At 36.9% G+C, this 14077-nt stretch carries 15 protein-coding genes; 3 read left to right on the plus strand and 12 right to left on the minus strand.

All coding sequences use genetic code 11. The annotated features are described in order from the left end of the window. Positions 1 to 689: 689 nt before the first annotated feature. On the minus strand, positions 690 to 1565 hold the full coding sequence (locus AC1DEF_RS14605) for a YitT family protein (RefSeq protein WP_013058095.1): 876 nt from the start codon (positions 1563 to 1565) through the stop codon (positions 690 to 692). A gap of 290 nt (positions 1566 to 1855) precedes the next feature. Between AC1DEF_RS14605 and AC1DEF_RS14610 the strand changes: the two genes are divergently transcribed. Next, on the plus strand, positions 1856 to 2056 hold the full coding sequence (locus tag AC1DEF_RS14610) for a cold-shock protein (RefSeq protein WP_013058096.1): 201 nt from the start codon (positions 1856 to 1858) through the stop codon (positions 2054 to 2056). Between the two features lie 183 nt (positions 2057 to 2239). On the opposite strand, the gene AC1DEF_RS14615 is transcribed toward AC1DEF_RS14610, so the two are convergent. The 10 genes from AC1DEF_RS14615 to AC1DEF_RS14660 all read right to left on the minus strand — a co-directional run bounded on the left by AC1DEF_RS14615 (position 2240) and on the right by AC1DEF_RS14660 (position 10442). Further along, positions 2240 to 2410 carry a hypothetical protein gene (locus AC1DEF_RS14615; protein WP_013058097.1) on the minus strand — a complete coding sequence of 57 codons (171 nt, stop codon included), beginning with the start codon at positions 2408 to 2410 and terminating at the stop codon, positions 2240 to 2242. Positions 2411 to 2732: 322 nt separating this feature from the next. Next, positions 2733 to 2936: a cold-shock protein gene (locus AC1DEF_RS14620; protein WP_013056405.1), complete on the minus strand. Its 204-nt coding sequence runs from the start codon at positions 2934 to 2936 to the stop codon at positions 2733 to 2735. 290 nt (positions 2937 to 3226) lie between these two features. Further along, entirely contained in the window at positions 3227 to 4630 is a 1404-nt protein-coding gene (locus AC1DEF_RS14625; protein ID WP_097822872.1) for an MFS transporter, read from the minus strand. A gap of 909 nt (positions 4631 to 5539) precedes the next feature. Continuing rightward, the gene (locus AC1DEF_RS14630) at positions 5540 to 6754 is read right to left on the minus strand and encodes a threonine synthase (protein WP_097822874.1); all 1215 of its coding nucleotides are present in this window, start codon (positions 6752 to 6754) and stop codon (positions 5540 to 5542) included. A gap of 242 nt (positions 6755 to 6996) precedes the next feature. Then, complete coding sequence (locus tag AC1DEF_RS14635) at positions 6997 to 7287, minus strand: hypothetical protein (protein WP_097822875.1); 291 nt, start codon at positions 7285 to 7287, stop codon at positions 6997 to 6999. A 37-nt stretch (positions 7288 to 7324) separates the two neighbouring features. Continuing rightward, entirely contained in the window at positions 7325 to 7606 is a 282-nt protein-coding gene (locus AC1DEF_RS14640; RefSeq protein WP_097822876.1) for a hypothetical protein, read from the minus strand. A 36-nt stretch (positions 7607 to 7642) separates the two neighbouring features. Then, positions 7643 to 8419 (minus strand): SDR family NAD(P)-dependent oxidoreductase, encoded by a 777-nt coding sequence (locus AC1DEF_RS14645; protein ID WP_097822877.1) that lies wholly within the window; start codon positions 8417 to 8419, stop codon positions 7643 to 7645. Between the two features lie 387 nt (positions 8420 to 8806). Continuing rightward, positions 8807 to 9547 (minus strand): CPBP family intramembrane glutamic endopeptidase, encoded by a 741-nt coding sequence (locus tag AC1DEF_RS14650; protein WP_097822878.1) that lies wholly within the window; start codon positions 9545 to 9547, stop codon positions 8807 to 8809. 162 nt (positions 9548 to 9709) lie between these two features. Continuing rightward, complete coding sequence (locus AC1DEF_RS14655; RefSeq protein WP_097822879.1) at positions 9710 to 9937, minus strand: hypothetical protein; 228 nt, start codon at positions 9935 to 9937, stop codon at positions 9710 to 9712. Positions 9938 to 9995: 58 nt separating this feature from the next. Next, on the minus strand, positions 9996 to 10442 hold the full coding sequence (locus AC1DEF_RS14660; RefSeq protein ID WP_477727419.1) for a helix-turn-helix domain-containing protein: 447 nt from the start codon (positions 10440 to 10442) through the stop codon (positions 9996 to 9998). 259 nt (positions 10443 to 10701) lie between these two features. Here AC1DEF_RS14660 and AC1DEF_RS14665 point away from each other — a divergent pair, with 259 nt between their 5' ends. Together AC1DEF_RS14665 and AC1DEF_RS14670 are read left to right on the plus strand one after the other, a co-directional pair. After that, complete coding sequence (locus AC1DEF_RS14665; RefSeq protein ID WP_043981270.1) at positions 10702 to 11208, plus strand: CcdC protein domain-containing protein; 507 nt, start codon at positions 10702 to 10704, stop codon at positions 11206 to 11208. A 220-nt stretch (positions 11209 to 11428) separates the two neighbouring features. After that, the gene (locus tag AC1DEF_RS14670; protein WP_477727420.1) at positions 11429 to 12373 is read left to right on the plus strand and encodes a phosphotriesterase family protein; all 945 of its coding nucleotides are present in this window, start codon (positions 11429 to 11431) and stop codon (positions 12371 to 12373) included. Between the two features lie 88 nt (positions 12374 to 12461). Here the strand turns inward: AC1DEF_RS14670 and AC1DEF_RS14675 are convergent, their stop codons facing one another. Beyond that, entirely contained in the window at positions 12462 to 13685 is a 1224-nt protein-coding gene (locus AC1DEF_RS14675; RefSeq protein WP_477727421.1) for a SulP family inorganic anion transporter, read from the minus strand. Positions 13686 to 14077 lie beyond the last annotated feature (392 nt).

Genomic DNA, 14077 nt, shown 5'->3' on the forward strand with positions numbered 1-14077 from the left:
TTGTGATTATAATGTTACGCACCTCTTATTTAACTCTTTTCTCTCCATGCCTCACCTCTTTATTTTAACCTATTTTACGTATAGGTAAAATGGTATAAAGTCTATTTGTCTATAAAGATTAACCGATCTTGCCCCCTTAAAGATGACAGCTAGCTGGTAACTTAAAAAAACCTGCTGATCTCAGTCAGCAGGTTCGATACATATGAAAGAAGCGCACATAATTAAGAAAGTTTACTCCGACCTCTATACCATAGCAGATTTTTTCTTCCCCCGCTGTGAGAAAACGCACAGCGCCAGATCCTTTGTGGTGGTACGATAAAGATGACCTTTCTGAGACAGGAAAAGTCATCCTTTGTATTATATAAGAGTCATCATTCTGTTGAATCTCTGTTCTTTTATGTTCAGAGATTTTTTCTGTTGAATTTGTTGGATGACGAGAAAAATCATCACATTAATATCTGCTGATACCTTATCCACTCTAATTCTGACCGTTTCACTATTTCAGCATATCCGGTTTTAAAACCCGCCCCTAAGCAAGTTAGCTGTACAACGGGCGCCTTGTACTAAATGGATTTTACGATATAAAAAAGCAGCGGATGTAAAACATCACGCTGCTTTTCTGATCTCTACACCCCAACCTAAAAGTGGATTATTGCAGAGTGTTCGTACAAATGTATTGATTTGTGAACTTAGTGAATGTTATTCTTTCTGAAATTACCGCCTTTAACTTCCGCTACGTCATATACCGTAACAAAAGCCGTCGGGTCAATTTCGTTGATAATTTCTTTCATTTTGCTTTCTTCCAAGCGGTTGATTACGCATGTGATTTCCTTGAATTTTTCATGAGAATAACCGCCGTAAGCTTCTTTGTATGTAGCGCTTCGACCTAAACGATCACGTATTGTCTCTACCATTAACGCAGGCTGAGAAGTGATAATCTGGAAGGTTTTCGATCCGCTTAACCCTACTTCTACGATGTGAATAACTTTGGATGCAATAAAGTATGCAATTGCAGAAAGAATCGCGCCTTGCAGACCAAATACTAATGAAACGAAAATAAATACAAATGCATTTAAGAATAAAATAAGATCACTTGTTCCAAACGGCAGTTTTCGAGAAAGCAGCACGGCCAGCATATCGATGCCATCTAAGGCCCCGCCGTTACGAAGTGCAATTCCCATTCCAAACCCAAGGATAATACCGCCAACAACGGTTACGAGTAGTGTATCTCCTTCAATAATTGCTGGAGTGTGATGCATGAGGCTAGTACCGACAGCTAATGAGACAATTCCGAGGATGGAAAATATGGCAAAGCTTTTCCCAATTTGTTGATATCCTAACCATACAAAAGGAATGTTGATAACGGCGATGAGAACCCCAAGTGGCAAGCCAAATAGGTTTGAAGCGACGATGCTAATCCCTGTTACCCCTCCATCTGAAACATGGTTTGGAATTAAGACAGTTTCTAAGCCGTAAGCTGCAATAATTCCTCCGATAATAACCATTAATGCTCGGAAAGCAATTTTTAGCCGCTTAGGCCTGTGATGTTTTTTAGTTGTGTTCATATAATTCCTCACTTTTAGATGTTTTTTACTATTTAAGTTTACCACAAACGTTCTCTTTATTTGAACTAAGGAGGCTTACGTATCGTTTTTCAGCTCACATAGTGCAAACATAGAGAAAAGAGAAATTCTAGCTGTACAGACTCTATCCTTGCAATAAGTCCCTATTTCTGTTAAGTTTAAGAAGAATTATTTTTGTTCGGTAAAGATTGATAAGTTACATAACTTTCGTCTATAGATTTGAGCAAGGATAGTAACACAATGTGTGCGTGTCACACTAGGAGGCAACAATTATGGAACAAGGTAAAGTAAAATGGTTTAACGCAGAAAAAGGTTTTGGATTCATCGAACGCGAAAACGGAGACGATGTATTTGTACATTTCTCAGCAATCCAAAGCGAAGGCTTCAAATCTTTAGACGAAGGTCAAGCAGTTACATTTGATGTAGAACAAGGTCAACGCGGCCCTCAAGCTTCTAACGTTCAAAAAGCGTAATCCATCATAAATATAAAAAGACAGACTCCTTGGAGTCTGTCTTTTTCATTTCCTTGAAAATGTCATAATAAAACCCTATCCACTGAGGAATAGGGCTTATTAATACAAAAATAGTAATCGGTAATACAAATGGTAAATTCAGTATAGCATAGTATAGACAAAATCCAAACTATAAATCAATATTTATTCATGTTTCATTAATTCTTCTTCAAAGAAAAACGTACTTGGATATTTATCCACTGTATAAGAATATCTTTTCATGTTTTTCACATAATGGCTTTTTAAGATAATCACTCTTTCATTAGATGCTTTTATATTTACAATTTCTCCATTGGAAAATAAGCTTATACTCATATCCCTCATCCTCTCTCCTATCAAAAATAATCAAATTTTTAACTTTATTTATCGGGAAATATAATGTGCATCTCTTAAGGCTAATCCAGCGAAGGTTAGTTATTTTTGATACCTTCAGGCGTATGTGTACTCCTAAAGCATACAGTTCTATAACCATAAGGGGGGTTTTTCTCTTTTTTTGCGACACGACATTTTACATATAGGTAAACCTTCATTAATAGCATTCTGTCACAAATGTCTCTACTTATTTTTTAAGTAATCTTTTTAAATTATTAAAATCCAAAGCAAAAAGACCCCTATGTGGAGTCTTTTTTAGTTTTAATTATGCTACTTTATGAACGTTAGCAGCTTGTGCTCCACGTTGGCCTTGTTCGATATCAAACGTCACTTTTTGACCTTCTTCTAGTGATTTAAAGCCTTCACCTTGAATAGAGCTGAAATGTACGAATACATCGTCTCCGCCTTCAATTTCGATAAAGCCGAAGCCTTTGTCTGCATTAAACCATTTCACTGTACCTTGTTCCATAATAGTGCCTCCTGGTGTGGAATACTCCACGCTTGTATTACTACCCTTGTCCAACCATACTATCTTAAGATAAAAAATTCTATGGAAGAGATTTCTCTTCTCTCAATCTTATACCGAACAAAAATAATTAACTTAATCGTAACATACAGAATCAAAGATAGCAAATACAGGGAATGGGATAAATGATTGAATCATAAAAAGAGCCTTCTCTATGCGTTACAAGGAGAAGGCTCTTTTTAAGTGTTCATATTTTGCGCAGCAGTTAATGTAGCACCTGCTGTTTATTTACTTTATTTTTCTGTTTGCTCTGTATTCCACCATAATGAATCTTTTGGATTTTCAACCGCTTCATTGTATTCAGATTTAGAAGCAACCGTTGGGTATGAACCTTTGAGTGATTTTCCTGCTGTGTTCGCAAACAAGAATAAAATCACGAAAAATCCGATGATGCTCACGATGGTTAAATAAAACGCTGGAGCCAAGTGATTGCCTGTTGCATGAACTAACCATGTCGCAACTAACGGCGTCGTTCCTCCAAAGATAGACACTGAAACATTAAACGTGATCGCTAATGTTCGGTAGCGAATATCTGTGTAGAACATTGTTGGCAGCGTCCCTGGCATTGTTCCTTCATATGTAGCAAGGAAGATACCTAGAATAAGAATACCGATTGAAACAAAGACTAAACCATTTAAGTTAATTAAATAGAACGAAAAGGCTGACAGTAAGCTCAATCCGCCTAAACCGATTAAGAAAACTTTCTTGTTTCCGATTTTGTCGCTCAGTTTTCCAAACATAAGAGCAAGCGGCACCATTAAAATCATAACTGCCGTAATTAATACCGTACCAACTGTGTTTGATAAACCAATAATTTCATTCAAATAAGAAGGCATGTACGATAATAGCATATAGTTTGTAATGTTAAAGAAAGCCACGGCTACGAAACAAACAAACACATCTTTTTTGTGATTTTTTAAAATAGAGAGGAAGCTTTCTTCTTCAACTTCGTCTTCGTTGGAAAGTTCATTTTCAAAAATAGGTGTTTCCCCTAAACTTCTTCGTAAATAAAAACCAATAAGTCCTAAAGGCAATCCTAATAAGAAGGGAATTCTCCAGCCCCATGAGGCCATTTGTTTATCCGACAAAATAAAAAATAGTAAGCTAGCTAGCAGTGAAGCAAGAATATAACCAACAAGTGTACCGATTTCTAGTCCACTTCCAAGCACATTTCGCTTGTTATCTGGAGACGATTCTGCAATATACACCATCGCACCAGCATATTCACCACCAGTTGAAAAACCTTGAATGATTCGTGCAATTAATAAAAGGATGGGTGCCCATATACCGATTTGATCATATGTAGGTAACAACCCAATGAGTAATGTGGAAAAGGCCATTAAAATAATGGTAGTGGTTAAAACGACTTTCCTTCCTAACTTGTCCCCAATTCTACCGAATATAACACCGCCTAATGGACGCATTAAAAAGGCAATCGCAAATGTGGCAAATGTGAACACTAATTTGAGCTGATCATTTTCAACTGCACTAAAAAAGTTTTGACTAATAATTACGGCTAAATATGAATACAAGCCAAAGTCAAACCATTCCATCGCGTTTCCTACTCCTGTAGCAAAGACGCTTTTTTTAGCTTTGTCAATATCTACGACGTTAATTTTTTTCTTATTAAACTTCATTTCATTACGTCACCTCCGCGGTATACGATTATACAAGACTGAGTAGTAAAGTCAAATTTGACTTACTGTATTTCACACTTAAATGTGTTGTAACTCTCTTTATTTTTAAGTAAAAAACAAAAACTATTCATGTGATGTTAAATATTAAAAAAGGTTATGGCTAAAGGGATTGAAGCCAAAAAATGCTGAGGAAGGAACGCTAACAAATAAATGAATTAAAACCAAAATAAACTTTTTTTATTTCAACGTACAATTCATTGCTATTTAAAAAACGATTTTCGCCTAAAATAGGGATCGTTTTCGATGGAATTACAGTCGCTAAAATAGTAACTTGTCGTTAAAGAGAGCGCATCTGGTTTACACTTTTATTGGTATCAATTTCCACTCAGGTTATCTGACAATTATTGTTACAACCCATTAGATATAAGCTTTATTTTGTAATAGATACACTGTTTCTATTACAAAAATTATGTAGCCTTAAAAATAAATATAAAGCTCGTTCTAACAAGTGAAGCAATGGATGATTCGGTCCATAGAATAAAACTTTAAGAGTTGGCTGGGGGTCGAGGGATAAAAATTCAACTCCTTTCTCCGTATAATCGTTCGTGGCTTCAAGTAAGTTTTCTACTGTAAAAGCAAGCTGGTTTACAGTGTTACTTTTGGCATATTCTTCAACTTGCGTAATATGCCAGCTCTACTCCCTCACCACGCTGTTTTCCGGATAGAAAGATACTCTCTTTCTTCTCTTAGATACCCCATATGACGAACTTTAAACCTAAATACACCCGTATAGTTTTGAATATAAAGATTCACAATTATTACATTTTTTTACATTTGGTAAACGTTTTATCTGCGTTAACATAAAAAAATAGACCTTCGCTTAGAAGAAGATCTATTTTTTTACTCGCTTTATTTTTTAGTAAGGCTGCCATTTCGCTCTAAAACAGGGACTTCAATATCTACTGTGTTTGGATATTTAACTCCAAGCCCTGTATTTAAAGCAACAACCGTTTCATTTTCTTTGATCCATCCTTCTTCTCGCAAACGGCGTGCAGCTAGAAATGTAGCTGCGCCTTCAGGACAAATAAACGAACCTTCAAGCTGCGCAACCTTTTTTTGTTCTTCCACAATCTTATCTTCATCCACCGCAATCGCACATCCATTTGTATTGTATACGGCTTCTAAAACTAAGAAGTCTCCAATTGCTTTTGGTACGTTAATACCAAAGGCAATGGTTGAAGAATCCGGCCAAAATTCAGATTCTTGTTTTCTTTCATTCCATGCTTTTACAATAGGCGCACAGTTTTCAGCTTGTACCGCAACTAAACGAGGAAGATCACCTTTAATCCAGCCAAGCTCTTTTAATTCATTTAACGCTTTATAGATGCCGATTAAACCAACCCCTCCTCCTGTTGGATATAAAATCACATCAGGAAGATTCCAAGAAAACTGTTCAGCAATTTCCAGGCCCATTGTTTTTTTACCTTCAATTCGGTACGGCTCTTTAAGCGTAGAAGCGTCATAAAGACCCCAGGCTTTAATAGCTTCACCGACAATTTTACCGGCATCGCTGATGAGTCCATCTACTAAGTAAAGGTCAGCGCCAGCGACAGCACACTCATTTCGTGTAATAACAGGCGCATCTTTTGGCATCACAACAGTTGCTTTTATGTCAGCGCGTGACGAATAAAGCGACCAAGCGGCTCCGGCGTTCCCATTTGTAGGCATCGCTAACTGTTCAACGCCCAGTTCTTTTGCTTTTGACACCCCTACAGCGGCGCCTCTAGCTTTAAATGATCCCGTTGGAATAATGCCTTCATCTTTCATATATAAGTTTGGAATGTCCATTTCTTTACCTAGCTTAGGCATTTTTATAAGCGGAGTCATCCCTTCTCCTAAGGAAACGACGTTTTCTGGATCTTCTACTGGAAGCAATTCATGATATCTCCATAGATTCGGTTCTCTACTTTTGACATCTCCTGGACTTAGATTGTCTTTCAGTCTCTCTAAATCATACGCTACTAATAAAGGTGAGCCACATTCACATAATTGATGTTTTTCTTTTGGACTATATTCTCTTTTACATTTAGGACAATATAAGTGAGAAACATAACTGAACGGCATCATACACACTCCTTTAAATTCTGTAAACATACTACCCTATATATATTATAATTTATATTATTTTTATCAGAATTGTAAGGTATGATTTACCCATCATTTTATTGAATATTAATAAAAGCCTAAAAACCCCTGTTATAGTAGGGTTTTTAGGCTTCTTTCCACTTTGTTTATATTACTTTTTTAGATTTACCCATCATTACCTCATCTGCGGATATGAACTTTTGATAGTTCTCTCCCTGTTCCTAAACAGATTTATTCATACTTTCTTTCTTAAAGATTCCTATTAACAGCGTAACAAGTCCTATTAAAAAGAAAAACGGAAACAATAACATCATTAATGCAACTCCCGCAAAACCTTCTTCCTGGCTAATCGCAAACAAAATCGAAACGACCCATGAAAAGAACGGAGCTATGATCAATATGGTTGTTGTTCCCCACACTATATATTTTCTTTTAGCTCCTTTCCCTTGGCTTAGTCCGCTTGCAAACATCAGACCTACTACTAAAACCGTTAACGCAACTCCAATTGCCATTTCATCACCGCCTTTAGCAGCTATTTTATTTCTGGCTTTACAGCGTTTTCTTTTTTGCCTCTTGGACGGAGATGAATGCACTTGTAATAACGAGTAAGATCAAACCTTCTCCGATAATCATCAAACCTTTTATTTGAATGTCTAAAGCATCAAATCCGCTTATTTTGGCAAAAGCGTAAAGAAGTAAAAATAAACCGAACAACACCGTAACAAAGGAAATAACAAGGGCAACTATTCTTTTGTTAAACGCAATACTTATAAAAAGGAAGACCGTAAATACGATACTAATGGCCATACAATTAGTTAGAATAAAAGACATAAACACCCCCTTAAATACCTTTTTATTTCATTAATCTTACTCAAACCTAAACCCAATTCCACCATCTACAATAATATTTTGACCCGTAACAAAAGATGCGTCATCCGAAAGAAGCCACTTTACTGCTTTTGCCGCTTCAAGCGGCTCACCAATTCTGCCTAGCGCGTTTAGCTTTTGATAGGATTCATTGAGCTTTGCTTTTTCACCTGAAGATAGATTTGAAAATTTTTCTTCTAACATAGGCGTACGAAATGCGCCTGGGCAAAAAGAGTTAATTCTTATATGTTGATGGCCATATTCTTGAGCAACTGACTTCGTTAAAGCGATCACACCGCTTTTTCCAGCCGCATATACGCCAGTCCCCGCTGAGCATAAAATCGCGTCCATTGATGATGTATTTACAATTACACCGCTGTTTTGTTTGGTCATTACCTGCAGCTGATACTTCATACAAAGCCATACACTTTTTAACGTAACGTTAATTAAATGATTAAAGTCCTCTTCTTTGAATTCATGTGTAGCACTAGAGGAAGCCTCAGTGTTAGCCGCATTGTTAAAGCCCACGTCAATTTTTCCAAATGTAGAGTATGTTTGGCTAACAAGGTTTTTAACATCTTGACTATTCGTTACATCGGTTTTGATAAAAAGAGATCGAGGAGACCACTTTCTTAATCCAGAAAGAGCTTCTTCTCCTTTTTCACTATTTCTAGAAGCGATCACAACATGCATGCCCTCTTTTGCGAGTAATTCCGCTGTTGCTAAACCAATCCCCGACGTTCCACCCGTAATAATACCTACCTTTTCTTCAAACATATCTTTCTCCCCTTTTGCGTTTAATAAGATCTCAACCAATTAAATTTAGCAGCATTATTAGTCATAAGAGTTATTCAGTTTTGGAGAGATTAATACCTGCTTCGGAACTCTAAAAAGAGAGTGAGACACAACTAAAGCAATTCAATCTACAGGCGAGCAAATTGGAGAAAGGAGCTAGTATAGGTCACTTGCTACACCGCTGTTGATTTCCGTGCAAGGCTTCGCCTTGCCCTCCAATCAATCACTAGAAGCACCTACCCACATAAACGAAACCTACGTTCATCACAACAACAAAAAATCCGAACGAGTTTGATTCTCCATAAAGAATCTCCATTCATCGTTCAGATTTTTCTTTAACTAAAATACTGTTGTTACAGTCTCTTTTGATTAGCTACTAATCTGATGTTGAGAAACTGATAAAGTAGATTTTCGATTCCATAAATAAAAGGCATATCCGCTTAAAAATAGAAGCAGCGCGTAATTAACAAGGAAAGAATCGTTAGCGTCGACAGGGCTTGTAAACTGGAGAAAATTATTTAAGCCGTGGAATGCAATCGTAATTCCAATCGATTGACCGTTAACGATCAGCAAAGCCAGCACCAACCCAATAACAAATGCAAATAAAATTTGAAAAATTGTATTTGCTACCGATTGACCGCTTAGTATATTCAAACTGTGCGTAAAGGCAAATAGAAACGATGATAGAAGAACCGCCACTTTATAGCTTTTTGCTGACAGCAGATTAAGGATAAATCCTCTAAATACCATCTCTTCTACAAATGCTATGACTAGAGTTTGGGTAAGCAAAATAAGAACAAGATCAGCAATGGAACTTCCGTGTACACCTTTGTTGCCAATGAGGATAATAAGCAAATACAAAAGAAGCGGAGAAAGAAACAGGATTCTCGTTCTAAACGACATGTTTTGTTGAAAGGAGAAAAAATGCGGCCACTTTTTTGTTTTTGTTAGATAAAATGCTATTCCAATCGCCAAAGGGACGATTCCTAAAAACTGAAGATAATGTGTAGCAGGATGCGTCATGCTCACGTATGCACCGTTTACCACAAACCAAAAGATAACTAAGATTTCTAGGCCAATAACTTTCCACAAAAGCTTTGACTTGATCATCACTACGCCACCTTTCTGCTTTAGGCTTCATTGATAACCTATACTATTCGTTTTAAGGATTTTATATGTTTTCATCCTTTTATCATTTGAGCTCAAAGGCCATGTGAAGCAACGCTTTTTCCTTTTAAAATAAGAAGGTAGTTCCTTACTTTTTTAATGTAACTACACAAGGTACAAAAATACACAAAACCCTGCCCACGTGACATAATCACTGAACTCCATTTTTTTACCGCCTCTAACAAGTACACTAAGTACCCAATTGGAAACACTTCCTTCAGGCGTTTTGTGTATATATCTGCTGGCTAAAGCGTATCCTCCCACTCGAAATAAGTAATAGCTTACTAAACATAAAAAAGATATGGTCATAAAATTTAAATTTAACTCTTTCACCTAGTACACCTCATTATTTTTCTACTATTTCATAGGATAGCTTACGCAGCTTGTTCTTTTACCCTTGTTCGTAAAAGTCCTTTTTGATATCTCGCAAAAGTTTTAAGATACCTTTATAAAAACAAGCAATTAGCATTCCAGCCATGTTGGTTACCATCGTGATTGTAAGATTGCCGATAATCAGGCTAAGAAAAGTACCAAGAAACATGATGCCTATTCCGATATAAAAACCTGGGTGAAGCAGTTCATCGTCGTCTTCTTTTTCTTCTTCCCGAATATTTATTCTGCTTTGTAATGCAACATCACTTTTAATAAATTCATCAATGGTTGTTCCATAGATGTCCCCTAACTTTAAAAGATGCTGGATCTCAGGATAGCTCTGATTATTTTCCCACTTATGTATGTTTTGTACAGATACCCCCACTTGCTTAGCAACCTCTTCCTGAGACATCTTTTGTTCTTCTCTTAATTTTTCTAGCTGATTTCCTAACCTCAACTCATTCACCTCTATGACTGTAGCAGCGTGTAAACAGAATCTGATTGCACTACGTTTTCTCGTTTCCTACAATTCTAACATATTGTGGTAAAAAAGAAAGAAACAGTTAATAAGGCGTATACCAAAGCCTGAAGCGACGGTAATAAAAAATAGTGAGAATTCTCATGTGTAAAAAATGAAAGAATGCACTTTTATCTCTATCCTTTTATTGTTTATACTAAATAGTGGATTGTACGAACGTAGAAATAAAAAAGGAGGCAAAATAACGATGGAAATGCTGCTTATTTATATATTTGTTATGGCTCTTATTGGACTCATTATTTGGAGAAAGATGAAAAAGAAAAATAAGCCCATTAAAAAGAATGGACTTGGTATATTAGCACCTATTTTTTTCATATTGATTGCATTTTCACTTAGTCTAAGTCAGCTGATGCACATACCGGGCCAGCCCTTTCACTTACCACCCTACTGGGAAATGCTGATTGCTGGTGTATTAGGTGTTATATTTGGACTTATTATGCTTAGCCAAACGGACTATGAAGTAAGAGAAGACGGCTTCATTTACTCAAAGCCAAATAAAAATTTTAAATATGTGATTATTGCTATTATCTTCATAAGAATGGCTTTGAGCCAGTACTTTAAAGGGTTAGATTCGATAGACTTCGCGGTCTTAACGATGACGCTAGCCTTTATATATATTGTTATTTGGAGAGTTGGCAGCTATCTAAAATTTCGTAAATTAAACGGTGATAATTACAGCGTAAATGCTGGGTAATCATCAATATGAATGGTCCTTCTTTCTGCTTGGAAAGAAGGATTTTTTGTCATAGGGAGTAAAAGTACCGCCTGTTGTGTAAGACAATAAATATGTTGTATAATACAATATGTGTTTTTTATAACGGTAGTCTATATATAAAAATAAAACAGATTAAATTAAAAATGTACCTGGTCATCCACTGTTTGATTTACAGGTAGATTATGAAAGGAATCATACTATGACATTTATCAATTCTGTAACAGGCCCAGTCAACGCGTCAGAACTAGGGCTAACGTTAATCCATGAGCATATGCGTGTTCGTTCTGAATCTGTTCACGCACAGTTTCCTCATTTATATAATGAAAAACAAGAAATCGCAAAAGCAGTCGAACAAGTAAATCGCGCAAAGAAGCTCGGAGTCAAAACCATCTGTGATCCTACGGTGATGGAACAAGGGCGAGATATTCGTTTTATTGAAAAAATTGCCCGTGAAACGGACACTCAAATCATCGCAGCTACGGGAATTTATACGTATAACTACATCCCTACCCATTTTCAAACTCACAGCATTGACTATATGGCAGATCTGTTTGTTCGAGATATCGAAGTCGGCATTCAAAACACGTCGATTAAAGCAGGCTTTCTAAAATGCGCTACAGATGCACCTGGCGTAACGGCCGATGTAGAAAAAGTAATGCGTGCCGTGGCACGCGCTCATAAAAAAACGGGCGTGCCGATTATGACCCATTCACACCCTGCAAGCGGCACAAGCTTAAAGCAGCTTGATATCTTACTGGATGAAGGCGCTAATCCGAATCAAATTCTGATTGGACATACGGGAGATACGGATAACCTTGAATATATTTCAAACATTTTAAATCAAGGGGCTTTTATTGGAATGGACCGCTACGGTTTGACAAGAGAATGTTCAACTGAAAATAGAAATAACACGGTCATTGAGTTAGCCAAACAAGGATACTCAAACCGCATGTTTCTATCACAAGACTACTGCTGTACAATGGACTGGTTTCCAGAAGGCGTAATTGAAGAACGTTTTCCAAAATGGTCAATGAGCTTTGTGTTAGAAGAAGTGGTGCCGGAATTAAAAAGAAAAGGCGTAACCGAACAGCAGATTCAGCACATGCTTTTTGATAACGCCCGCTGTTGGTTTGAAGGAAAGTAATTGAGATAGTCTTTTTCATTACTACTAAAACCCCCACTGTCTAAGCCTACAGCGGGGGTTTTTACGCGTATTATTTTATATGCTTACATTAACCAGTTTTTCTTAATAGCTTTTGTTTTTCTTGACTCTTTTTCACCATAAAGTGTACACCACACAGGCATAATCCAACGGCTATTCCTACTGTCAAATTTGTAAATACCGTTAACAAAAAAGTCGTGAGTAAAACCAGCGAATGAAATGATCTTTCTTTTATCACTTTTGCAAACTGTTCTTTTTTACTTATATTCCACGCTACGACCATCAAAACTGGAGCGAGACTGGCAAGCGCCACGTATGAAGCGTACGGAGCGAGCACTAGCAGCACAATCAACACAAAGATAGCGTGCGTGATTCCTGCAATTGGAGAGGAAGCGCCGTTTTTAATATTGGTAACCGTTCTTGCAATTTCTCCTGCTGCGGGAATACCTGAAAACATCGGCGTTACCATGTTTACGATTCCCTGGCCAATCAGTTCTTTTTTGCTGCTGTGCTTTGATTTTGTCATTTCATCTGCAACGCGAGCTGTCAGTAAAGATTGTAACCCTACAAGTATAGCAATGACAAATGCAGAAGGTAAAAGAGTGACCACCCTCTCCACTGTTATATCTGGAAACGCTGGCGCCGGGAAATGACGAGGTATCTCTCCGTAAATGGAACCAATGGTTTCAAACTGATTTGCAAAGAAAAAAGATGCCAAGCCCGTTGATACAATAATTCCAAGTAAATAAGACATTCCCAGCGACTTAGGTGAAAAGTAAAGAACAATTAAAATCGTAGCTAAGCACAATCCTGCTGTAGCGATACTATAGATGTTGATGAAGTGTAAATTACCAAAGATCTCTTTTATATTCAAATGAAAAAACTGAAATTTGTCAATCGCGTGCAACCCAAGGAAGTTTGGTATCTGCCCGCTAAAGATAATCAGCGCAATTCCCGACTGAAATCCTACAATAATAGAGGACGGAAAATACTTGATTAAAGCTCCTACTTTACATAGCGCAAAGATAATGAGGAGAATTCCGGACATAAAGCCGGCAATTAATAAGTTTTCATAGCCATATTGCAACACAATCCCTAATAAAACAGGAACAAACGCACCGGTAGGTCCCGCGATTTGAAACCTACATCCACCTAAAATAGCAATTAGCAAGCCCGCTACAATCGTTGTATAAAGTCCTGTAACAGGCGATATTCCAGAAGCTATCGCAAATCCTAACCCTAAAGGTATAGCTATAATACCAACAACAATACCCGATAGTATATCTTTCTTCAAATGCTGCAAGGAGTAATTTCGAAAAACCTCTAGATTCATAAGTGTACATCAGCCTCCATTTTAAGTAGTGAGGTTACCCATTCGTATTTTCGTCATACAACCTTATTGAGCTTTCAACCATTCAAAATAAGGTGGGCTACTCGATTACTTTTATTTTAAAGGAGACAACTTACAAAAAAATAAAGAGGAAATTAGAAGTTTCTTAGCGAGTTATTAAAATTTTCTTAAAAATTTGCGTTATTTATTCTTTTAGTTATTTTTTAGATGGAATTAGGTGAAACCTATATTTCTATATATCAGCCAAGACAGTTAGACCCTATAGTAGCTATAGAGTCGATGTGGCTAGACTGTACTTAGTTGGGGAGAATTTTTAAGGTCGAATAGACGACAGC

It is taken from the genome of Priestia sp. 10L35 (assembly GCF_056395685.1).

Bases quoted from the DNA above. Each gene is read 5' to 3' on its own strand.
- AC1DEF_RS14650 (WP_097822878.1), bottom strand. From the start codon at position 9,547: ATGATCAAGTCAAAGCTTTTGTGGAAAGTTATTGGCCTAGAAATCTTA.
- AC1DEF_RS14615 (WP_013058097.1), bottom strand. From the start codon at position 2,410: ATGAGTATAAGCTTATTTTCCAATGGAGAAATTGTAAATATAAAAGCA.
- AC1DEF_RS14605 (WP_013058095.1), bottom strand. From the start codon at position 1,565: ATGAACACAACTAAAAAACATCACAGGCCTAAGCGGCTAAAAATTGCT.
- AC1DEF_RS14625 (WP_097822872.1), bottom strand. From the start codon at position 4,630: ATGAAGTTTAATAAGAAAAAAATTAACGTCGTAGATATTGACAAAGCT.
- AC1DEF_RS14640 (WP_097822876.1), bottom strand. From the start codon at position 7,606: ATGTCTTTTATTCTAACTAATTGTATGGCCATTAGTATCGTATTTACG.
- AC1DEF_RS14635 (WP_097822875.1), bottom strand. From the start codon at position 7,287: ATGGCAATTGGAGTTGCGTTAACGGTTTTAGTAGTAGGTCTGATGTTT.
- AC1DEF_RS14670 (WP_477727420.1), top strand. From the start codon at position 11,429: ATGACATTTATCAATTCTGTAACAGGCCCAGTCAACGCGTCAGAACTA.
- AC1DEF_RS14645 (WP_097822877.1), bottom strand. From the start codon at position 8,419: ATGTTTGAAGAAAAGGTAGGTATTATTACGGGTGGAACGTCGGGGATT.
- AC1DEF_RS14630 (WP_097822874.1), bottom strand. From the start codon at position 6,754: ATGCCGTTCAGTTATGTTTCTCACTTATATTGTCCTAAATGTAAAAGA.
- AC1DEF_RS14665 (WP_043981270.1), top strand. From the start codon at position 10,702: ATGGAAATGCTGCTTATTTATATATTTGTTATGGCTCTTATTGGACTC.
- AC1DEF_RS14610 (WP_013058096.1), top strand. From the start codon at position 1,856: ATGGAACAAGGTAAAGTAAAATGGTTTAACGCAGAAAAAGGTTTTGGA.
- AC1DEF_RS14620 (WP_013056405.1), bottom strand. From the start codon at position 2,936: ATGGAACAAGGTACAGTGAAATGGTTTAATGCAGACAAAGGCTTCGGC.